Raw genomic sequence first — 26,574 nt, 5'->3', positions numbered from 1 at the left:
CACATGACCCGCACCGTCCTGGAGTCCAAATCGAAGTCCGTCGCCATCGGCTTTGACGAGCCGTTCTGCGTGATCGGCGAACGCATCAACCCCACCGGCCGCAAGAAGCTGGCCGCGGAACTGGAGGCCGGCGATTTCTCGACCGTCGAGAAAGACGCCATCGAACAGGTCGCCTGCGGGGCGGCGGTGCTGGATGTGAACGCCGGGGTCGTCTACAATTCGAACCCCGATCCGAACCTGACCGAGCCACCGCTGATGCGGCAGATGATCGAGCTTGTTCAGGGCCTTGTCGACGTTCCCTTGTGCATCGATTCAAGTGTGCCGGGCGCGCTTGAGGCCGGGCTTGAGGTGGCCGAAGGGCGACCCTTGGTGAACTCCGTCACCGGGGAGGAAGAGCGGCTGGAGCGGGTTCTTCCGCTGGTGAAGAAATACAACGTGCCGGTGGTGGCGATTTCCAACGACGACACCGGCATTTCCGAAGACCCCGATGTGCGTTTCGCCGTGGCCAAGAAGATCGTCGAACGTGCCGCCGATTTCGGCATCCCCGCCCATGACATTGTCGTCGATCCGCTGGTGATGCCGGTGGGCGCCATGGCGACGGCCGGGCAGCAGGTCTTTGCCCTTGTCCGCCGATTGCGGGACGAGTTGGGCGTGAACACAACCTGCGGCGCCTCGAACGTGTCCTTCGGCCTGCCGCATCGGCACGGGATCAACGCGGCATTTCTGCCCATGGCCATTGGCGCGGGGATGACCAGCGCGATCATGAACCCCACACGGCCGGTGGAGATGGAGGCGATCCGCGCCGCGAACCTGCTGATGAACCACGACGCGAACGGGGCGGCATGGATCGGGTTTTCCCGCGTGCTGGACGCGGTGGCCGAGGGCACGCCCTTCCCCGACGCGTCGAAGGCCGCGGCCGAGGCCGGCAGCGGGCGCGGTGGACGGCGGCGCCGCCGGGGCTGAGATGAGCGACGGCGACCCGCTTGTCATCTTCATGCCCTCGGGCAAGCGGGGCCGCGTGGCCCCCGGCACGACGGTATTGCAGGCCGCGCGAACGCTGGGCGCCGATCTCGACAGCGTCTGCGGCGGGCGTGGCATCTGTTCGAAATGCCAGGTGGCCCCCGCCATCGGCAACTTCCCCAAGCATGGGGTGACCGTGACGGCGGACGCGCTGTCGCCCTTCAACGCGGTAGAACAGCGCTATGACGACAAGCGCGGGCTGAAACCGGGCCGGCGGCTGGGCTGTCAGGCACAGATCCTGTCAGACGTCGTGATTGATGTGCCGCCCGAAAGCCAGTTGCACCGGCAGGTCGTGCGCAAGGCCGCAGAGGCGCGCAGCGTCGAGATGGACCCGGCCACGCGGCTGGTTCTGGTACAGGTGGCAGAGCCCGACATGCATGCACCCTCGGGCGATCTGGAGCGGCTGAACGACGCGTTGGCGACACAATGGGGGATCGCCCCCGCCACCGCGCCCCTGCCCGTTCTGGCCCGTTTGCAACCCGCCCTGCGCAAGGGGGGCTGGCAGGTCACCGTGGCGGTGCACGAGGCGCAGGCCGGTTCCGCCCCCGCGATCCTCGACATCTGGCCCGGCTATTTCGAGGGGCCGCTTTTCGGGGTGGCGGTCGATATCGGCTCCACCACCATCGCGGCACATCTGACAGACCTGTCCTCGGGTGAGGTCCGGGCCTCGGCCGGGATCATGAACCCGCAGATCCGGTTTGGGGAAGACCTGATGAGCCGGGTGTCATACGCGATGCTGAACCCCGGCGGCGCGGCAGAGATGACGGTTGCCGTTCGCGGCGCTCTCGACGACCTCGCCCGCGGCCTTGGGCAAGAGGCGGGCATCGATCCGCGTCTCATTGTCGAGGCAACGGTCGTCTGCAATCCGGTCATGCACCATCTGGCCCTGGGCATCGACCCGGTGGAACTGGGGCAGGCACCCTTCGCGCTTGCAACCTCCGGCAGCCTCGATCTGCCTGCCGCCGATCTGGGACTGACGGCGATCAACCCCGCGGCCCGCGCCTATGTCCTTCCGCTGATCGCGGGCCACGTCGGGGCGGATGCCGCCGCGGTGGCGCTGAGCGAAGCGCCAGAGACGTCTGACGATCTGGTCCTGATCGTGGATGTCGGCACCAATGCCGAGATCCTGCTTGGCAATCGCGACCGGGTTCTGGCCTGTTCCTCGCCCACCGGCCCGGCCTTTGAAGGCGCGCAAATCAGCTCCGGCCAGCGCGCCGCCCCCGGTGCAATCGAACGGGTGCGCATAGACCCCGCGACCAAGGCGCCGCGCTTTCGTGTTATCGGTTGCGATCTGTGGTCCGACGAGGCCGGGTTTGCCGAGGCGGTCGGGCCGGCCGGCGTCACCGGCATCTGCGGATCGGGCATCATCGAGGTCGTGGCCGAAATGCGCATGGCGGGTCTGGTCGATGCCTCTGGCCTGATCGGATCGGCAGAGCAGACCGGCAGCGCGCGCTGCGTGCCCGAGGGACGAACCAACGCCTACCTCCTGCACGACGCCACGGCAGAGGGAGGCCCGCGGATCACGGTCACGCAGGGGGACATCCGCGCGATACAGCTTGCCAAATCGGCGCTCTACGCAGGCGCGCGCCTTCTGATGGACCGGATGGCGGTCAGCCGGGTGGACCGGATCGTGCTGGCCGGCGCCTTCGGGGCGCATATCAGCCCGCAGCATGCCATGGCGCTGGGCATGATCCCGGACGTGCCACTGGACAAGGTGCGCTCTGCCGGCAATGCGGCAGGCACGGGCGCGCGCATTGCGCTGTGTTCCCGGAGCGCCCGGCGGCTGGTAGAGGAGAATGTCCGCCGGATCGAAAAGGTCGAAACCGCCGTCGAACCCCGGTTTCAAGACCATTTCGTCGCCGCCAATGCCCTGCCCCACGCATCCGACCCGTTCCCGAACCTTGCGGCCGTCGCGCCGCTGCCGCAGGTCGATTTCAACACCGGGGCCGGGACGGGCCGTCGACGCCGCCGTCCCTGATGTGGGGCTTGACGCAGGCCCGCGCATTGGCTACCTGACACGGCACTCGGGCGGGTGTAGCTCAATGGTAGAGCAGGAGCTTCCCAAGCTTAAGACGAGGGTTCGATTCCCTTCACCCGCTCCAGTTGAATTCCCGTTTTGGATATGCCTGTGAACGTTGGGCCCAGTGCTCTACATCTGTGGCATGATCCGCCCGGCCCTGTCTGTCCTTGCATTGCCCCTCCTCATCTGCACGGCTGCTTTGGCAGAGCCCTCACGCTATGCCCTTGACCGGGACCGGTCGCGTTTTGCCTTCGACGCCGCCTTCGGGGCCGACAGGTTGACCGGGACGATCCCGGTTGCGTCTGCGGATGTCTTGCTTGATCTGGTGCAGCCGCCCGACAGCCGGATATCGGTGACCCTGAACAGCCGGCAGGCCAAGGCGAATTTCCCGCTGGCCACGCGGGCCTTGCGCGGGCCGGGCATTCTGAATGCGGGGGCATCTCCAGCCATCACGTTTCAAAGCCGCGAGATGGCGTTCAACGGATCTGTCGGGCGTGTGTCGGGCGAGATCACCCTTCGCGGACAGACCCGTCCAATCGCCTTTGACGCGCGCCTTTATCGACAGCGTGGGCAGGAGCCGGACGATCTATCCCGCCTGTCCGTGCGTCTGACCGGTCATCTGAATCGCAGCGATTTCGGCGCGGATGGATGGAGCGGTCTTGTCGGCGATCAGGTCAACCTGACCATCCTTGTCCGGCTGACACGGGCAGAGTGACCGCGGACCGGAACGGTCCGGCAGGCAGCTTAACGGCTGAGCGCATGCGCGCCGTGTTGGACCGAAGACTGGTCGTCGGGACAGGTGCGCCCCGCGCCGCCACCATGAGACATCGCAAACCCGTCGACATCGGAATAGACCGACAGGCAGCCGGGGCACTGGCCGGAAAGGCCCTGTTCCTGCATCCGCCGCCGCATCGGCCCTTGCCATATATCCCGCAACCGCACGCCCTTTGCGACATTGCCAAGGGAGCGGTCGCGCATGAAGTGGCAGGGGAAGCACTCCCCCTCCCCGTCGATCAGAACCGCGCGGGACGGCACCCGGCAGCCACCGGGCGGAACGGGACGGACACCGGACATGAAATAGGGCTCCAGCGCCGGGAAAAGCGCCTCGGTCCGGATCGGCACACCGGCCTTGTGCGCCTTTTCAAGAAGCCCGTCGACGGACCGCACGACACTGTCCCGGTCCTCCGGCTTGAACAGCCATCGGGAATGATCCGGCTGGGTCCAGGCCAGATCGGGCAGGAACGGCTGATAGGACACACCGGTGAGACCCAGTTTTCCCGCCAGATCGATCAGATGCCCCGAGGTCGCCAATGTCGGGCGCATCAGGATGCCCTGAAGACCGACCGGGATGCGCCGGGCCAGCACGGCCCGCACCCCGATCAGCGCGGCGCGATACTTGCCCGATCCACGCAGACTGTCATGCACGGCCTCAGGCCCATCGATGCTGACATTCAGCGACAGCCCCGGAAGCTCGGCCAGCGTCATGGCATGGCGCGCGATCAGCATGCCATTGGTCACGATCCTGATCTTGCGATAGCCCAGCCGCGCGGCCTCTTGCAGGATTGCGGGAGTATCTTTCCGCATGAAGATCTCGGCCCCAAGGGGCGTGAAGGTGTGCGCACCCAGATCGCGTGCCTGTGACAACAGGTCGAAAATCGTCTCGCGGGCCAGCCCGTCTCGGCGACCTTCCCACATGCTGCACATCTCGCATGAGAGGTTGCATTTCGTGGTCAGTTCGATCGCGATCTCTTGCAACACCCCGGACGCCCCTGAAACGGTGCCATCGTCGGTGGCGCGCTCCGCGCCCTCTGCGTCCCCGGCCCCGCCTGCCTGTGATAAATCTTCGCTTGCCGCGCGCGACGCAGGCGCGACGAAACCGGCCTGCCGGTTCGACATGGGCGCATTTCCCGTTTTCTTCCTGTTCCGAAGCACCTTAGGTCAGTTCCAAGCTGCGGATCAATGTCCGGTTTCAGGAAGGGGATGGCCGCACACACCCGGCCTCGATTCGCACCGGCAGATCAAGGGGCGCACCAAGCCAGACAGCCTTGGCCCCGCCCCATCGCAAGACTGCGACGGTAAAGGGATTGTGTCTGGTCAATGACGCAACGTACGGTCCGTTAACCGATTCGAAGCAGGCCGCATGGCTTTCTTCGAAAGTCTTGATTTCCTGTGAACCCATGCCGTCGACCACGCTGCAAGACCCTGACTGCCCCCTTGGCCCGGTGCCCCGCCTGAGGTGCCGTCAGAACGAGGGGCCGGCCCAAAACGGGACGGGCGCAGGCTGCAATGCCAGCTTTCATCGCCTTGATGCGTCGCGTATAAGGCCGAAAATCCCGGGACGCGGCATCCCGCAAAGAAAGAGGACGGAATGAGCAAGAACTCCCGCGAAGAAGACGTGGCATTCATCCAGGCGCTGGCAGAGCTTCTGAACGCCAACGACCTGACGGAGTTGTCGGTCAAACGCGAGTATGGCGAGGCCGACTGTCTTGACGTGCATGTCTCCCGGGCCGTCACCGTTGCTCCGGCCATGCCGATGCCCGCAGCCTATGCGCCCACGCCGCCAGCCCCGGCCCCCGTCGCGGCGAGCGACCCGGCGCCCGCAGCCGCAGAGGACCCCGCACAGCATCCTGGCGCCGTGACCTCGCCCATGGTTGGTACCGCCTATCTGCAACCCGAACCCGGGGCAGACGCCTTTGTCAGTGTCGGAAGCACGGTGACCGAAGGTCAGACCCTGCTGATCGTCGAAGCCATGAAGACGATGAACCACATCGCGGCACCCCGCGCAGGCACGGTGAAACGGATTCTGGTCGAAGACGGGGCCCCCGTGGAATTCGGTGCGCCCCTGATGATCCTCGAATAAGGCAGCCGCGCCCATGTTCGACAAGATCCTCATTGCCAACCGTGGCGAGATTGCCCTGCGCGTGATCCGGGCCTGCCGGGAAATGGGCATCCATTCGGTCGCGGTTCATTCGACCGCAGATGCCGACGCGATGCATGTACGCATGGCCGACGAAAGCGTTTGCATCGGCCCGCCGCCCGGCACCGACAGCTACCTCTCCATCCCGTCGATCATCTCGGCCTGCGAAATCACCGGGGCACAGGCGATCCATCCCGGCTATGGCTTTCTGTCCGAGAACGCCCGCTTCGTGCAGATCGTCGAGGATCACGGGCTGAGTTTCATCGGCCCGTCTGCCGAACATATCCGCATGATGGGCGACAAGATCACCGCCAAGGAAACCATGAAGGCGCTGGGCGTTCCCTGTGTGCCCGGGTCCGATGGCGGCGTTCCCGATCTTGAGACGGCGAAGACCGTGGCCGCCGATATTGGCTATCCCGTCATCATCAAGGCCACCGCCGGCGGCGGCGGGCGCGGCATGAAACTGGCAAAGACCGCGGACGATCTGGAACATGCCTTCCAGACCGCCCGGGCCGAAGCGAAATCGGCCTTCGGTAATGACGAGGTCTATATCGAGAAATATCTCGGCAAGCCCCGCCATATCGAGATTCAGGTCTTCGGGGATGGCAAGGGCCACGCCGTTCATCTGGGTGAGCGCGACTGTTCCCTTCAGCGCCGCCACCAGAAGGTCTTCGAAGAGGCGCCGGGGCCCGTCATCGATGCGGAAACCCGCGCCCGGATCGGCAAGATCTGTGCCGATGCCGTGGCCCGCATCAACTATGTGGGCGCCGGCACGATCGAGTTCCTGTTCGAAGACGGCGAGTTCTATTTCATCGAGATGAACACCCGCCTGCAGGTTGAACATCCCGTGACCGAGGCGATTTTCGGCGTCGATCTGGTGCGCGAGCAAATCCGCGTTGCCGAAGGCTTCCCGTTGTCCTTTGCACAGGAAGACCTGGACCTGAACGGCCACGCGATCGAGGTGCGGATCAATGCCGAACACCTGCCCGATTTCTCGCCGCGGCCGGGCAAGATCACGGCCTATCACGCCCCCGGCGGTCTTGGCGTGCGGATGGATTCAGCCCTTTACGACGGCTATTCGATCCCGCCCTATTACGACAGCCTGATCGGCAAGCTGATCGTGCATGGCCGTGACCGGAACGAGGCGCTGGCGCGGCTCAACCGGGCCTTGGGTGAATTGATCGTGGATGGCGTGGACACCACTGCGCCACTGTTCCGCGCGCTGCTGATGGAACCCGACATTCTGAGCGGAAACTACAACATCCACTGGCTGGAACGCTGGCTGGAGTCCGGCCCGGACCTCTGACCCCTGCGTCCTTGCCCGTGAGAGCGATGTGATGCAGGCCGACCGGTTGACCCCGCTGATCTTGCTGCGTGCCTATTCGGCGGGCGTCTTTCCCATGGCGCGTACACGCGACGACCCCGAAATCTTCTGGGTGCGGCCGCAGTTGCGGGGCATCTTTCCGTTGGACGGATTTCATATCTCGCGCAGCCTTGCGCGGCGTATTCGGCAACAGCCCTTCCAGATCAGGACGAATACCGACTTCGCCAATGTTTTGGAGGGCTGCGCCGACCGGGAGGAGACATGGATCAACGACACGATCTTCGATCTCTACCTGCAACTGCACGCGATGGGATACGCCCATTCCCTTGAGGTTTGGGACGGCGACGATCTGGTGGGCGGAGTCTATGGCGTGACGCTGGGCGCCGCCTTCTTTGGGGAAAGCATGTTCTCCCGGCGCACGGACGCCTCAAAGATCGCGCTGGCCTATCTGATCCACCGGTTGCAGCACGGCGGATTCGAACTGTTCGACACCCAGTTCCTGACCCCGCATCTGCAAAGCCTCGGCGCCGTGGAAATCCCGAACGAGGACTACATGCTGCTTTTAGATGCGGCCTTGCAGGAAGACGCCGATTTCAGCCGACCCGGCCCGGTTCCGGACGATCCTCAGGTCATATTGCAGCGCAGGACCCAAACGTCATAGCGCCGGTGATCGAGGGAATTCAGCGCTGGGCTGGAGGCCAGCATCCACCCGGAAAAAAGCCAGTCGGCCGCCCGCATTTCCACGATATCGACATAGGCATAGGCATCCGACGCCGGGTTGTCCGCCGGGTAGCGGCATTCCTGCAGCGTCACCTCAAGCTTGCCGATCCGCGCGGTTTGACCCGGTTGGAGGGCCAGGTCCCTGATTTCGCCCGACACCCGGTCCAAGGCCCGCAAGGTCGCGCCGCTCGGGGCCACTTCGGCCAGAAGCGCGGTCGTCTTCTCATTGTGCGACTGCGACATGACCAACGGGTCGTCCCGCTCCAACCGGTCAAGCGGGCGCGCACGAGGGCCGGCCGTCTCCATTTGCAGGGGGTCCGCGCCCTCCTCCCGAAGCGGTTGGCCGATCAACGGGTTTTCTTCCCACCCCTCCGGCGTCCAGCTATTGGGGTCCCACACGGTTTGTGCCGACAGCGCCGGCGCCAGAAGCAGGAGGGCTGCGATCGCACCCCGGCCGATCATGTTCCGCCGTCCTCACCCGAACCGGCGAAGAATTTCAGGAGAAGCGTCACCAGGCTGACGGCGCCCTGCGTATCGAGAACCTCGTCCCCGGCGGCCAGGTTGAAGGGAGAGCCACCCGGCACGACCTCGACGAACGTGCCGCCCAGCAAGCCTTCGGACGACACCATGATGGTGCTGTCATCGGGCAGTTCGATCCCGTTCTTCACCGTGAAGGTCACGTCGGCACGGAAGGTCTGCGGGTTCAGATCGAGCCCGGTGACCGACCCGACCTTTACACCGGCCATCCGGACATCGGTGCCAAGCGACACACCCTCGGCCGAGCGGAAGCTTGCCGTCAGGTCGTAATGGTCGGCAGCGCCACCGCCCAACCCGGTCGCGTTTCCTGCATAGACAAAGAAACCTATCGCCAGCGCCAGAACGGCACCGCCCACGAGAACTTCGGTCGAGCTGTTTTCAGCCATTGTCTATTCCGGTTGCCATGCCTCGTAATCCTGCCGACTGGCAGGCTCCGGACGGCGGATGGAGCCCGGGGGGGCATAGGCCATCGGCGTGCCGGTCAGGTTTTCGGTATGGGGCTTTTCCCAGGCCTTCTTGGGCAGCGGTGCCTCGGTCGGCGGGGCGTCATAGGTGTGATGCAGCCAGCCATGCCAGTCGGGCGACACGCGGCTGGCCTCGACCTCACCGTTATAGATCACCCAGCGGCGCTTGCCGTCACGAGACTGGTAGAAGACGTTGCCCTGCTCATCCTCGCCGACCTTCGTGCCATAGCGCGCGGTGAACAGACGCGTGCCCACGGTCTGATCGTTCCACCAGGTGACATATTTCAAAAGGCCATCGATCACGCCCATGCGGTCCTCCCGAGAATTTACCCTGATATGGCGCATGCGCGCGCGAACGTCCAGAGGGCCGTCAGGATATGGGGCCCGCGCCCGCGGCCGCGGCGGGCAACCGCGCGGTCACCTCGATCTCTATCTTCATTTCCGATTCCTGCAACCCGGCGACGAGCATCGTGGCCGCGGGCCGCGCCTTGGCGAACGCCTCGGAAACGACCGGCCAGCAAAGGGGCCAGCCCGCCCGATCGGGCAGGATGTAGCGCACGCGGACCACATCATCGAGCGTCGCGCCAGCCTCCGCCAAGGCGGCTGCGATGGTCCCAAGCGCGTTGGCGCATTGATCTACCACGCCTTCGGGCATCGACATCGTTGAATAGTCGTATCCCGTCGTGCCCGCGACGAAGATCCACCCGTCGCAGACCACCGCCCGGGAATAGCCGATGTCCCGTTCAAAGGGGAACCCCGACGAAATCAGGCGTAGCATCGGGCGTCAGCCCGCGGTGGCGCCTTCCTTCTTTTTCTGATCGGCGTAGATCATCAGCGGTGCAGCCTCGGACGCCACGGCCTCTTCGTTCACCACGACCTCTTCAACGCCTTCCATGCCGGGCAGGTCGAACATGGTATCCAGCAGGATGTCCTCCATGATCGAGCGCAGGCCCCGCGCACCGGTCTTCCGTTCGATGGCCCGCTTGGCAATTGCCGACAGCGCATCGTCGGTAAAGGTCAGGCGCGTGTCTTCCAGTTCGAAGAGGCGCTGATACTGTTTGACCAGAGCATTCTTGGGCTCCGTCAAGATCTGGACCAGCGCGTCCTCATCAAGGTCTTGCAGAGTCGCGATCACCGGCAGACGGCCAACGAATTCAGGGATCAGCCCGAATTTCAGCAGGTCCTCAGGCTCCAGCTCCATGAACATCTCGCCGATGCCGCGGCTGTCCTCTTCCTTCACATCGGCGCCGAAGCCGATGGCAGAGCCCTTGCCGCGCTGGGCGATGATCTTTTCAAGACCGGCAAAGGCACCGCCGCAGATGAACAGGATATTGGTCGTGTCCACCTGCAGGAATTCCTGCTGCGGATGCTTGCGCCCGCCCTGCGGTGGCACGCTGGCAACCGTGCCTTCCATGATCTTCAGAAGCGCCTGCTGCACGCCCTCGCCCGACACGTCGCGGGTGATCGAGGGGTTGTCGGACTTGCGCGTGATCTTGTCGACCTCGTCGATATAGACGATGCCGCGCTGTGCACGCTCGACATTGTATTCACTGGCCTGCAAGAGCTTCAGGATGATGTTCTCGACATCCTCGCCCACATAACCGGCCTCGGTCAGGGTGGTGGCGTCGGCCATGGTGAAGGGCACATCAAGAATACGGGCCAGCGTTTGCGCCAGCAGGGTCTTGCCGCACCCCGTCGGGCCGATCAGCAGGATGTTCGACTTGGCCAGTTCGATATCGCCCGACTTCCCGCCGTGGTTCAGACGCTTGTAGTGGTTGTGGACCGCCACCGACAGAACGCGCTTCGCATGCGCTTGTCCGATCACGTAGTCGTCCAGCACCTCGCAGATGTCCTTGGGCGTGGGCACCCCTTCGGAGGACTTCAGCCCCGAGGTCTTGGTTTCCTCGCGGATGATATCCATGCACAGTTCGACGCATTCGTCGCAGATGAACACCGTGGGGCCGGCGATCAGCTTGCGCACCTCATGCTGGCTCTTCCCGCAGAAAGAGCAGTAGAGGGTGTTCTTGGAGTCGCTGCCTGAATTCGTCGCCATGTCGGTCCTCTGCGGTCGTCCTGTGTGCCGCGTCCCTCGCGGCAGGTGTGGGCTTTTGCCCCAGTTTCGCTGCCCCACCTGTCAGGGTAGGGCAGGACGTTTTGGGGCACAATGCCTAAATCCGGGCGCGGGCCCGGCCGGCATCAGCCCGCTTCGCCTTCCACCGCCATGCGGCTTTCGACGATTTCGTCGATCAGGCCCCAGTCCTTTGCCGTCTCGGCATCCATGAAGTTATCGCGCTCAAGCGCATCGACAACTGCCTGGAATTCCTGCCCGGTGTGTTTCACGTAGATCTGGTTAAGCCGGTCTTTCAGCTTCTGCGTTTCCTGCGCATGGATCATGATATCGGTCGCCTGCCCCTGATATCCGCCGGAGGGCTGGTGCACCATGATGCGAGAGTTGGGCAGGGAGTACCGCATGCCGGGCGCCCCCGCGGCCAGCAGAAGCGACCCCATCGAGGCGGCCTGACCGATGACCAGCGTGGACACCTTGGGTTTGATGTACTGCATCGTGTCATAGATCGACAGGCCCGAGGTCACCACGCCGCCGGGGCTGTTGATGTACATCGAGATGTCTTTCGAGGGGTTCTCGGCCTCAAGATGCAGAAGCTGCGCGACGATCAGGCTGGACATTCCGTCATGCACCGGGCCGGTCACGAAGACGATCCGCTCTTTCAGAAGCCGCGAGAAGATGTCGTAGGCCCGCTCTCCGCGCGAGGTCTGTTCGACCACCATGGGAACGAGGTTGTTCATGTAGTGCTCGATCGGATCGGTCATGTTTGCCTGCCTCTGGATGGTGTCAGGGGTGATGGTCGCCCTGAGGTTTCATCAGAGTCTTAGTTTCGTGCCGTTTTACCTGCAAGAGCGCGACTCGCTTTTCGTCTGTTGAGGTTGATAGCGGTGCGCAACCGGACACGTCCCGCCCAATGAAGCAGCATAGTCGCCAAGACGTAAACGAATCCTTTCTCGCACCCGGGTGGCGACATCCGAGCACATGCGACAGGAGTCATGCGGTCACGTCGGTGGCAGGTGCTTCTTGTTGATGTCGCCGAGGTCCAGAACCGGGGCCGCATCCAGATTGCCGGCATCCAGCAACCCGGCGACCCGTTCCAGCGCGGCGACCAGCATCGCCTGCTCCCAATCCGGCAGCGCCTCGAACGCCGCGACATAGCGGTCGTGCAGCGGATCGGGGGCACGGTCGATGGCCTGCCGCCCGGCCGGGGTGATCAGGATGTTGGTCTGTCGCCGGTCAGTGTCGGAGCGCTGACGCTCAACCAGCCCCTTGGCCACGAGACGGTCTATCAGCGTGGTGATCGTGGCCTGCGAAACACCCATGCGCGCGGCGATTGCCTTGGGCGTACTCTTGCCCGTTTCCGCAACCACCTGAAGCACCCGGATCTGAACCGGCGTCAAGCCGGCCGCCCGTGCAAGTTCACGCCCGTAAAGCTCGGTCGCGCGTAGGATGCGGCGCAACGCAATCAGGCTGATATCGGAACGATTCACGCTTTCCACTCCACCGGAACTGACCGCGTGCATCCCCCAACCGGATATGAAAGGCAAGTCTTTGCGTTTTGCTTATCTAAGCAAAGTTCCGCCGGGAACGTCACAGTAAGATGACAGTCGAAGAAAAGACATTAACGCTTACATGCATAAATTTCAGGCATGCGCGGATATGTTACGCTTACTTCCTTAGCCTATTGAAATTTCGTGTGACTAACTATATCTGAGCGTGCAACCGAAAGAGGACAGGATTCAAGATCACATGGCTGACACAGTTTCAGTTACAAAGAACACGTCGACGGCACCGATCACCTTTCGCATGCCGACAGACGAAGACGGGGCTGCCGTCTGGTCGCTGATCCGTGCCTGCAAGCCGCTTGATGAGAACTCGCTCTACTGCAACCTGCTGCAATGCGATCATTTCCGCGACACCTGCATCGTCGCCGAGATGGACGGACAGATCGTGGGCTGGATTTCCGCCTATGTTTTGCCCAACGACCCCGAAACGCTGTTTGTCTGGCAGGTCGCTGTGTCGGAGAAGGCGCGCGGTCACGGGCTTGGCCGCAGGATGCTGCTCGCATTGCTGGAGCGGGAGGCCTGCGCGGACGTGTTCCGCCTGAAGACCACGATCACGCCGGACAATCAGGCTTCTTGGGCGCTCTTCCGCAGCTTTGCCCGCCGACTTGGGGCACGGCTGACCGATGAGCCGCACTTCACGCGGGACACGCATTTCGAGGGCAAGCACGCCACCGAGCATATGGTGACGATCTCGCTGGCCGAGGCGCTGCCGCTGGCCGCCTGATCCGGCCCGTCCCAGACCTGGCCCGTCCCGGAATATCTTTCAGAACCGAAGGAAAATCACATGTCGACTGTCAAGACAGCCGAACCCAACATCTATGCGCGCCGCGAATCCGAGGTGCGCTCTTACTGCCGCACTTTCCCGGTCAGCTTTGCGAAGGCCGCGGGGGCAACCCTGACGGACGCCGAGGGCAACACCTATATCGATTTCCTCGCCGGCTGTTCGTCGCTGAACTACGGCCACAACGACCCGGACATGAAGGCCGCGCTGATCGAACATATCAGCCGTGACGGGGTAACCCATGGCCTCGATATGCATACCGAGGAGAAGGCCTCATTTCTGGAAGCCTTCGAAAGCATCATCCTGAATCCGCGCGGGATGGACCACAAGGTGATGATGACCGGTCCCACCGGCACTAACGCGGTCGAGGCCGCGATCAAGCTGGCCCGCAAGGTCACCGGCCGCAAGAACGTCATCGCGTTCTCCAACGGGTTCCACGGCATGACCCTCGGTTCGCTGGCGCTGACCGGGAATTTGGGGAAACGTGCGGGCGCGGGCGGCGTGTCCCTGCCTGACGTTACGCATATGCCGTTCGAAAACTCCATGGGTGACGATTTTGACACGCTGGATCATATCGACCGGATGCTGTCCAACCCGTCCTCGGGGATCGAGGCGCCGGCAGCCTTCGTCGTCGAACTGGTGCAGGGCGAAGGCGGTCTGAACGCGGCCTCCTGCGAATGGGTGCAGGGACTGGCCCGCCTTGCCAAGGAGCACGGCGCACTGCTGATCGTGGATGACATTCAGGCGGGCATCGGGCGCACCGGCAGCTTCTTCAGCTTCGACCACATGGGGGTGGAACCCGACATCGTCACGCTGGCCAAGTCGCTTTCGGGCTTTGGCCTGCCCTTTGCCTGCATGCTGCTGAAGCCGGAGTTGGACATCTGGAAGCCGGCCGAACACAACGGCACCTTCCGCGGCAATACCCATGCCTTCGTCACCGCCCGGGTCGCGCTGGAGAAATTCTGGTCCGACGACAAGCTGCGCAACCAGATCGCGCTGAAATCGCAGGTGCTGGAGGAACGGCTGCACCGGATCGCCGCCCGGATCGAGGGCGCGGCAATCAAGGGGCGTGGCATGATGCGTGGCGTCGATGTCGGCAACGGCGAACTTGCCGGGCAGATCTGTGCCGAGGCGTTCCGCCGCGGTCTGATCATCGAAACCTCCGGCGCCCATGACGAGGTGGTCAAGGTCCTGGCGCCGCTGACCATCCCGATGGAGCAATTCAAGGCCGGCCTCGATATTCTGGAGGCCGCCGTGGAGGCACTCGTCCCTTTCCCCATGGCTGCGGAGTAAGCGCATGATCGTTCGTGATTTCAACAAGCTCAAAGATGGCCCGCGCGCGGTGTCGGATGCCCAATGGACCAGCGTGCGGATGCTTCTGGCCAATGACGGGATGGGGTTTTCGTTCCACATCACCACGCTGAATGCCGGCAGCGAGCACAGCTTCCACTACAAGCATCATTTCGAGAGCGTCTACTGCATCTCGGGCCGCGGTGCGATCACCGACCTGTCCAGCGGCGAGACCTTCGAGATCCGCCCCGGCGTGATGTATGCCCTCGACCAGCATGACCGGCACACGCTGCGCGCCGACGAAGACCTCGTGATGGCCTGCTGCTTCAACCCGCCGGTCACCGGCACCGAGGTGCACCGCGAGGACGGGTCCTACGCGCCGCCGTCGGAAGCCGCGGAATAACCTTTCCCAAGAGGCGCGCACCGGGGCCAACCCGGGCGCGAAACATGACAGTGACCAAGAAATTTCACACCGTCGAGAAGATCGGCGGCACCTCGATGAGCCGCGTGCATGAACTGCGCGATACGCTTTTCATCGGGGATCGCGCCCCGGCCGACCGATACAACCGCGTCTTCGTGGTGTCGGCCTTCGGTGGCATCACCAACCTGCTGCTGGAACACAAGAAGACCGGAGAGCCGGGCGTCTATGGCCTGTTCGCCAATGCCGACAACGACCAGGGCTGGTCGGATGCGCTGAACCGCGTGGCCGATGCCATGCGCGAGGCACATGGGCAAGTGCTGGAGCATCCCGCCGACGTGGCCTCTGCCGATGATTTCGTGCGCGAGCGGATCGAGGGCGCGCGGTCCTGCCTGATCGATTTGCAGCGGCTGTGCTCTTACGGGCATTTCCGGCTGGCCAGTCATATGAACATCATCCGCGAACTGCTGTCCGGTCTGGGCGAGGCACATTCCGCCTTTGCCACCACGCTGATGCTGCGTCGCGCCGGGGTAGACGCGCGGTTCGTCGACCTGTCAGGCTGGCGCGATGAGGGCGAACACACCCTCGAAGAGCGCATCGTCGCAGGCCTGCGAGATGTCGACCTGACGCGCGAGATGCCCATCGTCACCGGCTATGCCCAATGCACCGAAGGGTTGATGCAGGAATTCGATCGCGGCTATTCCGAGGTGACCTTCTCGAAGATCGCGGCGCTGACCGGGGCGGGCGAGGCGATCATTCACAAGGAATTCCACCTGTCCTCTGCCGACCCGAAACTGGTGGGCGCCGACGCGGTGGTGAAGCTCGGCCACACCAATTACGACGTCGCCGACCAGTTGTCGAACATGGGGATGGAGGCAGTGCACCCCAAAGCCGCCAAGATGCTGCGGCAGGCTGGCATCCCGTTGCGCGTCACGAACGCGTTCGAGCCGCACGATCCCGGCACCCTGATCGACGACACCGCCGCCGACCATGCGCGGGTCGAAATGGTCACGGGGCTGGGCGTCTATGCGCTTGAGTTGTTCGAGCAGGACATGGTCGGCGTAAAGGGCTATGATACGGCCATCCTGGAGGTCCTGACCCGGCACAAGGTGCGGATCGTGGCCAAGACCTCGAACGCGAACACGATCACCCACTACCTTGACGCACCGCTGAAATCCGTGCGCCGGGTGGAGCGGGATTTGGAACAGCGCTACCCCACCGCCTCGCTTCAGGCGCGCAATCTGGCGGTCGTCGCCGCCATCGGGCGCGACATTTCGGGGCTTAAGGTGCTTTCCCGCGGGCTTGCTGCGCTGGAGGCCGCCGATATCGAGCTTGTCGCCATTCAGCAGACCACCCGCGATGTCGACGCCCAGTTCGTCGTGCCCCGCGGGCAGATGGAGGCCGCCATCCGCGCCCTGCACGAAGTGCTGGTCGAGGAAAAAAAGTCCCTGCCGCGTCTGGCGGCATGACCTGATCCGAAATCGTGAAAGGAAACGGCCCTGTCATCCGGCAGGGCCGTTTTCACGTCTCAGACCCGTTCGAGTGCGCGGTGCGGCGGGGCGGGCAGCGTCACCGAAACCCGATCGCCCGGTACGACAACGCCGGGCTCGCGGACGATGGCCATGACACCCGCCTTGCGGATCAGATGCCCGCCGGGTCCACGCTCCAGCACTTCATCCAGGAGCCCGGGGCGAAAATCCTCGATCTGTTGGCAAGGGTTGCGCAAACCGGTCAGTTCCACGACCGCGTCAGATCCGATCCCAAGGCGCGTTCCGACCGGAAGGGTCAAAAGGTCTATGCCGCGCGTCGCGATATTCTCGCCCAGATCGCCGGGTGCGATGTCGAAGCTTTTGGTCGCCAACGCGTCGAAGAGTTCCACCCCGATCAGATGCACCTGACGCAGATTGGGTTGGCTGGGGTCCTGCCGGACGCGGGACCGGTGCTGAACCGTTTCGCCGGCATGGGCATCGCCCGCCACACCGACGCCCGCAATCAGTTCGATCCGCTCCACGACTGTCTTGGAAAACCGGTGGGCTCCATCCCGTGCCACAGATACGACCGTTCCGGTCATCGCCCGTTCCCCCGTGCCCGCCTTTGCCACCGCCCCTAGCATGCCGCAGCGATCCGAACAATTGCGCGCCGTTCACGCGGTTTTTTCCGACGGGTGCTTTCATTCTGCGGCGAAGCCTTGGCATAACTTTCCGCGACGACCGGAGGAGAGTTTCCCATGCGCCCAATCGCCCGCCTCTTGATGTTTCTCGCCTGCGTCTTTGCCGCCCCGGCGCTGGCCGAACCCGACCCCGACGACTGGCCCGCCATTCTGGACGAGGCCCGCGGGCAAACCGTTTATTGGAATGCCTGGGCAGGATCGACCGCCACCAACGCGTTCATCCGCTGGGCGGGGGATCGCGTGGCAGATCGGTACGGCGTCCGGGTCGAGCATGTAAAACTTGCCGACACCGCCGATGCGGTCAGCCGGGTGCTGGCGGAAAAGACCGCGGGGCGGGATGACGGCGGCGCCGTCGACCTGATCTGGATCAACGGGGCCAATTTCGCGGCGATGAAAGAGGCGGGATTGCTGTTCGGCCCGTGGGTGGCGGCGCTGCCAAACTGGCCGCTGGTGGATGTTGCGGGCAAGCCTGCGGTTGTGTCGGATTTCACCGTGCCAACCGAGGGGCTGGAAAGTCCCTGGGCGATGGCGCAGGTCGTCTTCTACTACGACACCGCCCGTTTGCCCGACCCGCCCCGCAACATGGCGGCACTGCTGGACTGGGCGCAGGCCCATCCCGGGCGCTTCACCTTTCCGCAGCCGCCGGATTTTCTTGGCACGACCTTTCTGAAACAGGCGCTCTACGGTCTGGTTCCCGATCCGGTCCTTTTGCAGAGGCCGGTCGACGCGGTCGACTACGCCATGGTAACCGCCCCACTTTGGCAGTTTCTTGAGGATCTGACACCCAACCTGTGGCGCAAGGGGCGGGCCTATCCCCAGACGGGGCCGCGGCAGATCCAGTTGATGGCCGATGGCGAGATCGATCTGGCGATTTCCTTCAGCCCGGGGGAGGCCTCCACCGCGATTTCCAACGGGCAACTGCCCGACACCGTCAGAACCTTTGTTCTGGACGGCGGCACCATCGGCAATGCCAGCTTTGTCGCGATCCCGTACAATGCCACCGCCAAGGCGGGCGCGATGGTGCTGGCCAATTTCCTGCTCTCGCCCGAGGCACAGGCCCGGGCACAGGACCCGGCGGTTCTGGGCTACGGCACCGTGCTGGCGCTTGACAAGCTTTCACCCGAGGATCGCGCACGCTTCGACGCGCTGGACCTTGGCATAGCAACCCTGACGCCCGAGGATCTGGGCCCCACCCTGCCAGAGCCGCACCCGTCCTGGATGACACGGATCGAGGCCGACTGGACCGCCCGTTTCGGCGGGGCCGACTGAGACGATGCAGCCGCTGCGCGCCGCCCCCGCGCTGACGCTGGCGGTGCTTCTGGGCCCGGTTCTGGCGGGACTGGCCGGAACCATCGCCCCGGCGCTGGGCTATCTGCCAGCGCTGGGTGGCGAGGGGGTCAGCCTGTCACCGGTCCGAACCCTGCTGGACTGGCCCGGCCTGCCCCGCGCCGTGGGCCTGTCCGTCTTCACCGGGGCGGCGGCAACCGTGCTGTCCCTGTCCGTCGTCATCCTGTTTGTCGCCGGCTGGCAGGGCACACGCGTTCTGAACTGGCTTGAGCGGATGCTGGCGCCGCTTCTGTCCGTGCCCCATGCCGCAGCGGCCTTTGGGCTGGCCTTCCTGATCGCGCCGTCCGGCTGGATCGTGCGGGCGCTGTCACCCTGGGCCACGGGTTGGGATCGCCCACCCGATGTGCTGATCCTGCAAGACCCGCTGGGCCTGTCGATGATCGCCGGTCTGGTCGTGAAGGAGGTACCGTTTCTGCTGCTGATGACACTCGCCGCCCTGCCCCAGTGCCAGCCCGCCCATCGGCTGACCATCGCGCGGGCGCTGGGCTATGGCCGGGTGACCGGCTGGATGAAGACGGTGTTCCCCGCCGTCTACCGGCAAATCCGCCTGCCGGTCTATGCGGTGCTGGCCTATTCGATGTCCGTGGTCGATTTGGCGATCATCCTTGGCCCGACCACCCCCCCGCCGCTGACCGTGCAGGTGGTCCGGTGGATGTCGGACCCCGACCTGTCCCTGCGGTTTCCGGCGGCCGCCGCGGCGATCCTGCAATTCGCACTTGTGCTGGGCGCCATCGGTTTGTGGCGGCTTGGGGAGGTCTTTTTTGGCCGCCTTGGCCGGGGCTGGACCGAAAGCGGAGCACGGCGCAGCGGCGACGGGGCGTTTAGGGTCGCCGGGCTTGGCCTTGCCACAGGCTCGGCCAGTGCCGTCCTGGCCGGGCTGGCGGGTCTTGCGGTCTGGTCCGTCGCCGGTTTCTGGGCTTTTCCCGATGTCCTGCCCGACAGCATGACCTTGCGCGCTTGGGCCCGCCATGGCAGCAGCCTTGCCGGCCCGGCGCTTGACACGCTTTGGATCGCGGGCGCCGCAACGGCCCTGGCGCTGGCGCTGACCCTGGCCTGCCTTGAAGCCGAACATCGCTTTGGGCTGGTGCCGGGCGCCCGCAGTCTGTGGTTGCTGTATCTCCCGCTGCTGATCCCGCAGGTGGCCTTCCTGCCGGGGCTGCAAAGCTTTGCCCTTGTGGCGAGGGTCGACATGGGGCGCGGCGCGGTGGTCCTTGGGCATCTGGTCTTCGTGTTGCCTTATGTGTTCCTGTCGCTATTGGCCCCGTGGCGGGCGTGGGACACCCGCTATGGCGTCGTTGCCGCGGCACTGGGCGCGCGGCCGGGCGCCGTGTTTCTGCGCGTGCGCCTGCCGATGCTGCTGGCCCCGGTGCTGACGGCGGGCGCGGTCGGGATGGCGGTTTCGGTCGGGCAGTATCTGCCGACGCTCCTGATCGGGGGCGGGCGGGTCCAGACCCTGACGACAGAGGCCGTGGCGTTGGCCTCGGGCGGCGACCGGCGGGTGATCGGGGTGACGGCACTTGCGCAGGCAGGCGCGGCGCTTTTGGGTTTTGCCGTGGCGCTGGCCGTTCCCCGCTGGCTGTGGCGCAACCGGCGGGGGGTACAGGGCGCATGACCGAAGGGCTGACGCTGGCAAACCTGTCGATTTCGCATCAGGGAACGACGCTTGTCGCCATCGACGCCCATGTGCCGCGGGGTGCAGTGCTGACCGTGATGGGGCCGTCGGGGTCGGGCAAGTCGACCCTGCTGGCCGCACTGATGGGCACCCTGCCCCGTGCGTTCACCCTGTCGGGCCGGGTCTCTCTGGACGGGCGCGATATCACCGACCTGCCGCCCGAGGCGCGGCGCATCGGGATCCTGTTTCAGGACGAATTGTTGTTTCCCCATCTCAGTGTCGGCGGCAACCTTGCCTTCGCCCTACCCCGCAGCATCCGTGGCCGGAAGACCCGGCAGGCGCATGTCGACGCGGCGCTGGCCGATATCGGGCTGGACGGGTTCGCCGATCGCGACCCCGCGACACTGTCGGGCGGGCAGAAAGCACGCGTGGCGCTGATGCGGATGCTGTTGGCCGAGCCCCGCGCGCTGTTGCTGGATGAGCCGTTCTCCCGCCTTGACGCGGCGCTGCGTGGCCAGATCCGCCAGATGGTGTTCGAGCGGGCGCGGACAAGGCGCCTTCCGGTCGTGCTGGTCACCCATGACCCCGCCGATGCCGAGGCTGCGGGCGGGCCGGTCTTCACGCTGGAATGATCCCTGTTTGCGCGATCAGGTCCCCCGGCGCATTATCGTTCGTCGACGATGCCGCTGACCTGTTCAGAACGGACGCGGCGCAGCGCCTCGACCAGAAGCGCAGTATAAAGCCCGATGTTCAACAACCCGTTCGCTGCCGCCATGCCCCCGAGAATACGCCATTCGATCGGCAACAGGATGTCGCCGAAGCCGAGCGTGGTGAAGGCCACCAGCGCGAAATAGGCCGCGGGCTCCAAACTGGGAAAGATCCCCAGCAGAAGAAAGGCATAGGCCCATAGCCAGACCGAGGCCGTCATCGCGCTCAGCAGCACCAGCACGGCAGCGACAAGCACCAGAACCAGCTTGGGCGGATGCGGCCGGCGCACGAGCCAGGGGTTGAACCGCGTGATCGCGGTTTCCGCAAACCAGAACCCCAGCGCGAACACGATGATCGTGAGCAGGATGAGAATGGAACCGAGGACGATCTGGATCAGCATGACGGGCAGATACGGTCTTTCTGGGGCGCTGCGCCCCGTCTCCGCCTAACAAGGGCGGCCAGCACAGCACAATGGGGTTTGGAGCCGGGACGGCCAGAGGCGGTCCGGCATCCGCGGCCGCCCCCTTTTCCATCGGTCCCGCTCAGCCTTCGGCCTCGGCCACGTTGCGCTTGACCGACAGGAAGCTGTCGGGCGTGACCGAAATGGTGTCGATGCCGTAGCCCACCAGCAACCGCGCGAAATCGGGATCGTTCGATGGCGCCTGACCGCAAAAGCCGACCTTGGCACCCACCGCATGGGCCCGGGTGATGACGGACTCGATCATCCATTGCACCGCCGGATTGCGTTCATCGAAGAGATCGGCCAGTTCGCCGGAGTCGCGGTCGACGCCGAGGGTCAACTGCGTCAGGTCGTTGGAGCCGATGGAGAAACCGTCGAACCGCTTGGCGAAGTCTTCCGCCAGTATGACGTTGGAGGGCACCTCGCACATCACATAGACCTGCAGGCCGTTCTCCCCCCGGCGCAGCCCGTTGGCGGCCATCACCTCCAGTACGCGGTCGGCCTCTTCCGGCGTGCGGCAGAACGGGATCATGACGATGACGTTGTCAAAGCCCATCTCCTCCCGCAGGCGCCTGATCGCCCGGCATTCCAGCGCGAAACCGGGCGCATAGGCCGGCGAATAGTAGCGTGAGGCCCCCCGAAAGCCGATCATCGGGTTTTCCTCATGCGGCTCGAAACCCCGTCCACCAAGGAGATCGGCATATTCGTTGGTCTTGAAATCGCTCATCCGCACGATGACCGGTTCGGGATAGACCGGGGCGGCGATGCGGCTGAGACCCATCGCGAGCTTTTCCACGAAGAACGCCTCGTTATCCGCGAAACCGGCGGTGAGGGCGGCGATCTTTTCGCGCGTGTCCTCATCCAACTGGTCGGGGTTCAGCAAGGCCAAGGGGTGCGCCTTGATCGCGTTGTTGATCACGAATTCCATCCGGGCAAGGCCCACCCCGCCCGACGGCAGCCGCCACCAGCGCACAGCGGCCGAGGGGTTGGCCATGTTCAGCATCACCCGCGTCTTCGTCTCGGGCATGTCGGACAGGGCGATATCCTCCACCGTGAAGTCGCAGATGCCTTCGTAGACGAAACCGGTTTCGCCCTCGGCGCAGGACACCGTCACCTCCTGTTCGTCATGCAGGATATGGGTGGCGTCGCCGGTGCCGACGATGGCGGGCAGGCCCAGTTCCCGGCTGACGATGGCCGCGTGGCTGGTACGCCCACCATGATCCGTCACGATGGCCGCGGCGCGTTTCATGATCGGAACCCAATCGGGATCGGTGATCGAGGTGACGAGGATCGCACCGTCGACGAAGCGGTCGATGTCCTTGGCGCTTTCGATGACACAAACCGGGCCGCTGGCGATGGCCGCGCCGACGGACAGGCCCGTCAGCAGCGTGTTGCCCTTGTCCCCGATGGTATAGGTCCGGAACCCCGCGGCATCCGCACGCGACTGCACCGTTTCGGGGCGGGCCTGCACGATGAACAACTCTCCCGTTTCGCCGTCGCGGGCCCATTCCATGTCCATCGGTTGGCCGTAATGCTTCTCGATGGTCGCGGCCATGCGGGCGAGGTCGAGGATCTCGGCATCCGACAAGACGAACTGCGCGCGCTCGCGCTTCGATGTCGGCACGTTCCGGGTGGAATGGCCGTCGCGGCCATAGATCATTTTCTTTTCCTTGGCCCCGAGCGATTTCTCAAGGATCGGCGTCAGACCGGGCTTGTCGAGGAAGGGTTTGTAGACCTGGTATTCGTCGGGCGTGACCGCGCCCTGAACCACGTTTTCGCCAAGGCCCCATGCGGCGTTGATCAGCACCATGTCGGGATAGCCGGTTTCGGTGTCGAGCGAGAACATCACCCCCGACCCGCCGGTGTCGGACCGCACCATCCGCTGCACGCCCACGGACAACGCAACCTGTGAATGGTCGAAGCCCTTCAGCCGACGGTAGGTGATCGCCCGGTCGGTGAAAAGCGAGGCATAGCAGCGCCGGCACGCGCCAAGCAGCGCCTCCGCCCCCTCGACATTCAGATAGGTTTCCTGCTGACCGGCGAAGCTGGCATCGGGCAAATCCTCAGCGGTGGCTGAGGACCGCACGGCGGCAGAGACGTTGGGAACCCCCGCGCGCGCCGACAACTCCGCATAGGCGGCCTTGATCTCGGCCAGGATGTCATCGGGCCAATGGCCTTCGCGGATCATCCGGCGGATCGTGGCCCCGGCCTCGTGCAGGTCGATCCGGTGCGCATCCAGCGCGGACAGCGTGTCGGCAATCCGCGCGTTCAGGTTGTTGTGGGCGATATAGGCGCGGAAGGCGTCCGCCGTGGTGGCAAAGCCGCCGGGCACCTTGATACCCTGTTCGCCAAGGGTCGCGACCATCTCACCCAGAGAGGCGTTCTTACCCCCCACGGTTGCAACGTCCCCGCGGCGCAAATCCTCGAACCACTGCACATGGGTGCCCATGGTCATCTCCTCCCGAACCGTGTTTTTCATTGCCTCCAGCCTAGCCAAGCCTGTCGCCGAGTCACGTTGATCGGTGTCAAGGTTCTGTCGGGCAGACGCCCTAGACTTCCTTCGGAAGAACAGGCACGGCGGATGCATCCCAACCCGACCGCAGGACTGACAGGCAAAGAGGCCCGGGCGCGTCTGGCGCGGTTTGGGCCGAACCGGCTGGCCCGCGCCCGAAAGGTATCACCGCTTGCGATCCTGGCGCGGCAGTTCACAGGGTTCCTCGTCCTGATCCTGATCGTGGCCGCCGCGATCGCGCTGGCGCTGGGCGAACGGATCGATGCGCTGGCGATCACGCTGGTCGTCGTTCTGAACGGGGTGCTGGGCTTCGTGCAGGAATGGCGCGCGGAAACCGCCCTAGCCGCGCTGGGTCAGATGATGGCCAGTTTCGCCCGCGTCCTGCGCGACGGGCAGGAGCAGTTGATCGACACCGAAGAGGTCGTGCCCGGCGATCTGGTCATCCTTGAGGCCGGGGACCGGATCCCGGCGGACATGGACATCACCCTTGCGGTGCAACTGAAGGCGGACGAAAGCGCCCTGACGGGTGAATCCGTCCCCGTCGTCAAGGGCCGCGGCGATAGCCTGTTCATGGGCACGACGGTCGTCGCCGGGCGGGCGGAGGGGGTGGTCACCGCAACCGGCAGCGCGACGGAATTCGGCCAGATTGCCAGCCTGACCGGGTCGGTCGGCCGGAAGGAGACCCATCTTCAGGAACAGCTTGGGCGGCTGGCCCGGCAGATGGGGCTGGCCGCACTGATCGTGGCGGCCCTGATCGGCGCCCTTGGCGTAGCCACCGGCAAACCGGTGATCGAGATGTTCATGACCGCCCTGTCGTTGGCCGTCGCCATCGTGCCCGAAGGGCTGCCCGCGGTTGTCACGATCACGCTGGCGCTCGGCGCGGGGGCGATGGTGCGGCAACATGCACTGGCCCGGCGGTTGCAAGCGGTGGAAACGCTGGGCGCGGCGTCGGTCATCTGCACCGACAAGACCGGCACCCTGACCGAGGACCGGATGACCGCCGTCCGCATCGCAATGCCGGATCAACGATACGAGGTGACCGGCGCGGGCTATGACCCGACGGGGCATATCGCGGCCAATGGGTTGCGGGTGCGGGCGGCGGACGACCCCGGGCTTGCCGCCCTGCTGGAAACCGCGCTGGTCTGCAACCATGCGTGGCTGGCGCGGGCGGGCGACGACTGGCAACTGGTGGGCGAACCGACCGAGGGCGCGCTTGTGACGCTCGCCTGCAAGGGCTGGGCGCCCCTGCCGTCGCGGGACGCCGCCGTCGCGGAACTGCCGTTTTCGTCGGAACGCAAGCGGATGAGCGTGCTGGCCCGGTCGCCCGACGGCTATGTGCTGCACAGCAAGGGCGCCCCCGAACCGGTGCTGGAGCGATGCAGCCATGTCTGGGGGGCCAGCGGCCCGTTACCGATGACCGACACCCTGCGCGCCATGTTGCAGACGGAATACGAGGCGATGGCGGGCGACGGGTTGCGCGTGATCGCATTGGCGCGGCGGGTGCAAGACGATGACACCCTGCCCCATGACGAGGGCGGGCTGGCCTTTCTCGGCTTCGTGGGCCTGATCGATCCCCCCCGGCCAGAGGTCGCACCCGCGATCCGCGCGGCGAAATCGGCCGGAATCCGGGTGGTCCTGATCACCGGCGATGCGGGGCTGACGGCGCAGGCCATCGCCCGCCAGATCGGGCTGAGCGTCACCCGGGTGATTCATGGCGACGCGTTGGCGGCGATGGACGACGACGCACTGCTGGCCGCACTTCGTGAGGACGTCCTGTTCGCGCGCACCGCACCAGCGCAGAAACTGCGTATCGTCAGCGCGCTGCAGCAGCAGGACCAAATCGTTGCGATGACGGGCGACGGAGTGAACGACGCACCGGCGCTGAAGAAGGCCGATATCGGCGTCGCGATGGGCCAGCGGGGCACGGATGTGGCGCGCGACGCGGCCGACCTGGTTCTTCTGGACGACAACTTTGCCACCATCCTGCGCGCGATCCGCGAGGGGCGGCGGCAGTATGAGAACATCCGCAAATTCGTGCGGTACCTGCTAGCGTCGAATGCGGGCGAGGTGGTTGCGCTGGTCGTCAACCTGATCCTCGGCGGGCCGCTGATCTTTCTGGCCACGCAGATCCTGTGGATGAACCTTGTCACCGACGGGATGACCGCCGTGGCGCTGGGGCTGGAGAAATCCACCCCCGGCCAGATGGACCGCCCGCCCCGGCCCAAGGCGCAGCCGATCCTCGGGCGCGGCGGATTCCTGACGATCCTCGCCTTCGGAACCTATACCGGCGCGGCGAGCCTTTGGGTCTTCTACAGCCTGCTGCCGATGGGCGAGGGGCTGGCGCGCAGCGCCGCGTTCACCGCGATGATCGTGTTCGAGAAGGTCTCGGTCTTCGCGTTCCGGTCGCTGCACCTGCCCTGCACCCGGATCGGGTGGTTCTCCAACCCGCTGCTGATCGCGGCGCTGACCCTCACGCTGGGGGCGCAGGTCGCCGCAATCTACTGGCCGCCCTTGCAGGTCTTGTTGCAGACCCAAGCATTGGGCTGGGGCGAATGGGCGCTGATCGGGCTCCTGGCGCTGCCGCTGGTGCTGGTACCGGAACTGGCCAAGGCGGTGCCCTTGTGGCAGCGGGGCAAGTAACAGG

25 protein-coding genes and 1 tRNA gene are annotated in these 26,574 nt (G+C 65.0%); 15 read left to right on the top strand and 11 right to left on the bottom strand.

All coding sequences use genetic code 11. From position 1 onward, the window contains the following. The first annotated feature begins 3 nt into the window (after nt 1–3). The 4 genes from RGUI_RS17410 to RGUI_RS17395 all read left to right on the top strand — a co-directional run bounded on the left by RGUI_RS17410 (nt 4) and on the right by RGUI_RS17395 (nt 3,755). Nucleotides 4–963 carry a methyltetrahydrofolate cobalamin methyltransferase gene (locus tag RGUI_RS17410; RefSeq protein WP_081535277.1) on the top strand — a complete coding sequence of 320 codons (960 nt, stop codon included), beginning with the start codon at nt 4–6 and terminating at the stop codon, nt 961–963. 1 nt (nt 964) lies between these two features. Further along, the gene (locus RGUI_RS17405) at nt 965–2,998 is read left to right on the top strand and encodes an ASKHA domain-containing protein (protein WP_081536153.1); all 2,034 of its coding nucleotides are present in this window, start codon (nt 965–967) and stop codon (nt 2,996–2,998) included. A 50-nt stretch (nt 2,999–3,048) separates the two neighbouring features. Next, nucleotides 3,049–3,122, top strand: a tRNA-Gly gene (locus tag RGUI_RS17400). A gap of 60 nt (nt 3,123–3,182) precedes the next feature. Beyond that, nucleotides 3,183–3,755 (top strand): YceI family protein, encoded by a 573-nt coding sequence (locus RGUI_RS17395; protein ID WP_156883018.1) that lies wholly within the window; start codon nt 3,183–3,185, stop codon nt 3,753–3,755. Between the two features lie 29 nt (nt 3,756–3,784). On the opposite strand, the gene RGUI_RS17390 is transcribed toward RGUI_RS17395, so the two are convergent. Continuing rightward, nucleotides 3,785–4,936, bottom strand: a complete 1,152-nt coding sequence (locus RGUI_RS17390) for a radical SAM protein (RefSeq protein ID WP_081535273.1) — start codon at nt 4,934–4,936, stop codon at nt 3,785–3,787. 472 nt (nt 4,937–5,408) lie between these two features. On the opposite strand from RGUI_RS17390, the gene accB reads away from it, so the two are divergent. Genes accB through aat form a run of 3 tightly spaced genes read left to right on the top strand, consistent with a single transcriptional unit; the run spans nt 5,409 to nt 7,942 of the window. Next, nucleotides 5,409–5,900 (top strand): acetyl-CoA carboxylase biotin carboxyl carrier protein, encoded by a 492-nt coding sequence (gene accB, locus RGUI_RS17385; RefSeq protein WP_081535271.1) that lies wholly within the window; start codon nt 5,409–5,411, stop codon nt 5,898–5,900. 13 nt (nt 5,901–5,913) lie between these two features. Next, on the top strand, nt 5,914–7,263 hold the full coding sequence (accC, locus tag RGUI_RS17380) for an acetyl-CoA carboxylase biotin carboxylase subunit (protein ID WP_081535269.1): 1,350 nt from the start codon (nt 5,914–5,916) through the stop codon (nt 7,261–7,263). A 31-nt stretch (nt 7,264–7,294) separates the two neighbouring features. Then, on the top strand, nt 7,295–7,942 hold the full coding sequence (aat, locus tag RGUI_RS17375; protein WP_081535267.1) for a leucyl/phenylalanyl-tRNA--protein transferase: 648 nt from the start codon (nt 7,295–7,297) through the stop codon (nt 7,940–7,942). Here the strand turns inward: aat and RGUI_RS22240 are convergent. From RGUI_RS22240 to RGUI_RS17340, 7 genes are all read right to left on the bottom strand, one after another. Continuing rightward, nucleotides 7,906–8,463 carry a DUF2155 domain-containing protein gene (locus RGUI_RS22240; protein ID WP_253798592.1) on the bottom strand — a complete coding sequence of 186 codons (558 nt, stop codon included), beginning with the start codon at nt 8,461–8,463 and terminating at the stop codon, nt 7,906–7,908. The genes aat and RGUI_RS22240 overlap by 37 nt on opposite strands. Then, on the bottom strand, nt 8,460–8,924 hold the full coding sequence (gene mlaD, locus RGUI_RS17365) for an outer membrane lipid asymmetry maintenance protein MlaD (RefSeq protein WP_081535265.1): 465 nt from the start codon (nt 8,922–8,924) through the stop codon (nt 8,460–8,462). The genes RGUI_RS22240 and mlaD overlap by 4 nt, the downstream gene beginning before the upstream one ends. A 3-nt stretch (nt 8,925–8,927) precedes the next feature. Then, entirely contained in the window at nt 8,928–9,311 is a 384-nt protein-coding gene (locus RGUI_RS17360; protein ID WP_081535263.1) for an NADH:ubiquinone oxidoreductase subunit NDUFA12, read from the bottom strand. A 61-nt stretch (nt 9,312–9,372) separates the two neighbouring features. Further along, nucleotides 9,373–9,780 (bottom strand): RidA family protein, encoded by a 408-nt coding sequence (locus RGUI_RS17355; protein WP_081535261.1) that lies wholly within the window; start codon nt 9,778–9,780, stop codon nt 9,373–9,375. A 6-nt stretch (nt 9,781–9,786) separates the two neighbouring features. Beyond that, a complete protein-coding gene (clpX, locus tag RGUI_RS17350; protein WP_081535259.1) occupies nt 9,787–11,055 on the bottom strand; it encodes an ATP-dependent Clp protease ATP-binding subunit ClpX in 1,269 nt (422 codons plus the stop codon). A gap of 143 nt (nt 11,056–11,198) precedes the next feature. Beyond that, nucleotides 11,199–11,831: an ATP-dependent Clp protease proteolytic subunit gene (locus RGUI_RS17345; protein ID WP_081535257.1), complete on the bottom strand. Its 633-nt coding sequence runs from the start codon at nt 11,829–11,831 to the stop codon at nt 11,199–11,201. Nucleotides 11,832–12,068: 237 nt separating this feature from the next. Then, nucleotides 12,069–12,557 (bottom strand): MarR family winged helix-turn-helix transcriptional regulator, encoded by a 489-nt coding sequence (locus RGUI_RS17340; protein ID WP_253798590.1) that lies wholly within the window; start codon nt 12,555–12,557, stop codon nt 12,069–12,071. Between the two features lie 316 nt (nt 12,558–12,873). Here RGUI_RS17340 and ectA point away from each other — a divergent pair, with 316 nt between their 5' ends. The 4 genes from ectA to RGUI_RS17320 are packed head-to-tail and all read left to right on the top strand — an operon-like array spanning nt 12,874 to nt 16,590. Then, complete coding sequence (ectA, locus tag RGUI_RS17335; RefSeq protein WP_156883103.1) at nt 12,874–13,356, top strand: diaminobutyrate acetyltransferase; 483 nt, start codon at nt 12,874–12,876, stop codon at nt 13,354–13,356. 60 nt (nt 13,357–13,416) lie between these two features. Further along, the gene (gene ectB, locus RGUI_RS17330) at nt 13,417–14,706 is read left to right on the top strand and encodes a diaminobutyrate--2-oxoglutarate transaminase (RefSeq protein WP_081535251.1); all 1,290 of its coding nucleotides are present in this window, start codon (nt 13,417–13,419) and stop codon (nt 14,704–14,706) included. Between the two features lie 4 nt (nt 14,707–14,710). Beyond that, the gene (locus tag RGUI_RS17325) at nt 14,711–15,106 is read left to right on the top strand and encodes an ectoine synthase (RefSeq protein ID WP_081535250.1); all 396 of its coding nucleotides are present in this window, start codon (nt 14,711–14,713) and stop codon (nt 15,104–15,106) included. A gap of 44 nt (nt 15,107–15,150) precedes the next feature. Beyond that, nucleotides 15,151–16,590, top strand: coding sequence for an aspartate kinase (locus RGUI_RS17320; protein ID WP_081535249.1), 1,440 nt, complete (start codon nt 15,151–15,153; stop codon nt 16,588–16,590). Nucleotides 16,591–16,649: 59 nt separating this feature from the next. Here the strand turns inward: RGUI_RS17320 and RGUI_RS17315 are convergent, their stop codons facing one another. Further along, nucleotides 16,650–17,192: an MOSC domain-containing protein gene (locus tag RGUI_RS17315; RefSeq protein WP_081535248.1), complete on the bottom strand. Its 543-nt coding sequence runs from the start codon at nt 17,190–17,192 to the stop codon at nt 16,650–16,652. 156 nt (nt 17,193–17,348) lie between these two features. On the opposite strand from RGUI_RS17315, the gene RGUI_RS17310 reads away from it, so the two are divergent. From RGUI_RS17310 to RGUI_RS17300, 3 genes are read left to right on the top strand one after another with little or no spacing between them, the layout of a single operon-like run. Next, on the top strand, nt 17,349–18,560 hold the full coding sequence (locus RGUI_RS17310) for an ABC transporter substrate-binding protein (protein ID WP_081535246.1): 1,212 nt from the start codon (nt 17,349–17,351) through the stop codon (nt 18,558–18,560). Between the two features lie 4 nt (nt 18,561–18,564). Then, on the top strand, nt 18,565–20,250 hold the full coding sequence (locus tag RGUI_RS17305) for an ABC transporter permease (RefSeq protein WP_081535245.1): 1,686 nt from the start codon (nt 18,565–18,567) through the stop codon (nt 20,248–20,250). Beyond that, the gene (locus RGUI_RS17300; protein ID WP_081535243.1) at nt 20,247–20,882 is read left to right on the top strand and encodes an ATP-binding cassette domain-containing protein; all 636 of its coding nucleotides are present in this window, start codon (nt 20,247–20,249) and stop codon (nt 20,880–20,882) included. The genes RGUI_RS17305 and RGUI_RS17300 overlap by 4 nt, the downstream gene beginning before the upstream one ends. Nucleotides 20,883–20,914: 32 nt before the next feature. On the opposite strand, the gene RGUI_RS17295 is transcribed toward RGUI_RS17300, so the two are convergent. Continuing rightward, complete coding sequence (locus tag RGUI_RS17295; protein WP_081535241.1) at nt 20,915–21,358, bottom strand: ion channel; 444 nt, start codon at nt 21,356–21,358, stop codon at nt 20,915–20,917. Nucleotides 21,359–21,500: 142 nt separating this feature from the next. Continuing rightward, nucleotides 21,501–23,897: a phosphoenolpyruvate synthase gene (gene ppsA, locus RGUI_RS17290; RefSeq protein WP_253798588.1), complete on the bottom strand. Its 2,397-nt coding sequence runs from the start codon at nt 23,895–23,897 to the stop codon at nt 21,501–21,503. Here ppsA and RGUI_RS17285 point away from each other — a divergent pair. Further along, nucleotides 23,856–26,570, top strand: coding sequence for a cation-transporting P-type ATPase (locus RGUI_RS17285; RefSeq protein WP_081535237.1), 2,715 nt, complete (start codon nt 23,856–23,858; stop codon nt 26,568–26,570). The two genes, ppsA and RGUI_RS17285, sit on opposite strands and share 42 nt — an antisense overlap. Nucleotides 26,571–26,574: the final 4 nt, after the last annotated feature.

Origin of the sequence: Rhodovulum sp. P5, from assembly GCF_002079305.1 — a bacterium.
Classification (GTDB): Bacteria; Pseudomonadota; Alphaproteobacteria; order Rhodobacterales; family Rhodobacteraceae; genus Rhodovulum.
This window is presented reverse-complemented; position numbering and strand designations above follow the sequence as displayed.

Bases quoted from the DNA above. Each gene is read 5' to 3' on its own strand.
- RGUI_RS17410 (WP_081535277.1), top strand. From the start codon at position 4: ATGACCCGCACCGTCCTGGAGTCCAAATCGAAGTCCGTCGCCATCGGC.
- RGUI_RS17405 (WP_081536153.1), top strand. From the start codon at position 965: ATGAGCGACGGCGACCCGCTTGTCATCTTCATGCCCTCGGGCAAGCGG.
- RGUI_RS17395 (WP_156883018.1), top strand. From the start codon at position 3,183: ATGATCCGCCCGGCCCTGTCTGTCCTTGCATTGCCCCTCCTCATCTGC.
- RGUI_RS17390 (WP_081535273.1), bottom strand. From the start codon at position 4,936: ATGTCGAACCGGCAGGCCGGTTTCGTCGCGCCTGCGTCGCGCGCGGCA.
- accB (WP_081535271.1), top strand. From the start codon at position 5,409: ATGAGCAAGAACTCCCGCGAAGAAGACGTGGCATTCATCCAGGCGCTG.
- accC (WP_081535269.1), top strand. From the start codon at position 5,914: ATGTTCGACAAGATCCTCATTGCCAACCGTGGCGAGATTGCCCTGCGC.
- aat (WP_081535267.1), top strand. From the start codon at position 7,295: ATGCAGGCCGACCGGTTGACCCCGCTGATCTTGCTGCGTGCCTATTCG.
- RGUI_RS22240 (WP_253798592.1), bottom strand. From the start codon at position 8,463: ATGATCGGCCGGGGTGCGATCGCAGCCCTCCTGCTTCTGGCGCCGGCG.
- mlaD (WP_081535265.1), bottom strand. From the start codon at position 8,924: ATGGCTGAAAACAGCTCGACCGAAGTTCTCGTGGGCGGTGCCGTTCTG.
- RGUI_RS17360 (WP_081535263.1), bottom strand. From the start codon at position 9,311: ATGGGCGTGATCGATGGCCTTTTGAAATATGTCACCTGGTGGAACGAT.
- RGUI_RS17355 (WP_081535261.1), bottom strand. From the start codon at position 9,780: ATGCTACGCCTGATTTCGTCGGGGTTCCCCTTTGAACGGGACATCGGC.
- clpX (WP_081535259.1), bottom strand. From the start codon at position 11,055: ATGGCGACGAATTCAGGCAGCGACTCCAAGAACACCCTCTACTGCTCT.
- RGUI_RS17345 (WP_081535257.1), bottom strand. From the start codon at position 11,831: ATGACCGATCCGATCGAGCACTACATGAACAACCTCGTTCCCATGGTG.
- ectA (WP_156883103.1), top strand. From the start codon at position 12,874: ATGCCGACAGACGAAGACGGGGCTGCCGTCTGGTCGCTGATCCGTGCC.
- ectB (WP_081535251.1), top strand. From the start codon at position 13,417: ATGTCGACTGTCAAGACAGCCGAACCCAACATCTATGCGCGCCGCGAA.
- RGUI_RS17325 (WP_081535250.1), top strand. From the start codon at position 14,711: ATGATCGTTCGTGATTTCAACAAGCTCAAAGATGGCCCGCGCGCGGTG.
- RGUI_RS17320 (WP_081535249.1), top strand. From the start codon at position 15,151: ATGACAGTGACCAAGAAATTTCACACCGTCGAGAAGATCGGCGGCACC.
- RGUI_RS17315 (WP_081535248.1), bottom strand. From the start codon at position 17,192: ATGACCGGAACGGTCGTATCTGTGGCACGGGATGGAGCCCACCGGTTT.
- RGUI_RS17310 (WP_081535246.1), top strand. From the start codon at position 17,349: ATGCGCCCAATCGCCCGCCTCTTGATGTTTCTCGCCTGCGTCTTTGCC.
- RGUI_RS17305 (WP_081535245.1), top strand. From the start codon at position 18,565: ATGCAGCCGCTGCGCGCCGCCCCCGCGCTGACGCTGGCGGTGCTTCTG.
- RGUI_RS17300 (WP_081535243.1), top strand. From the start codon at position 20,247: ATGACCGAAGGGCTGACGCTGGCAAACCTGTCGATTTCGCATCAGGGA.
- RGUI_RS17295 (WP_081535241.1), bottom strand. From the start codon at position 21,358: ATGCTGATCCAGATCGTCCTCGGTTCCATTCTCATCCTGCTCACGATC.
- RGUI_RS17285 (WP_081535237.1), top strand. From the start codon at position 23,856: ATGGGTGCCCATGGTCATCTCCTCCCGAACCGTGTTTTTCATTGCCTC.
- ppsA (WP_253798588.1), bottom strand. From the start codon at position 23,897: ATGAAAAACACGGTTCGGGAGGAGATGACCATGGGCACCCATGTGCAG.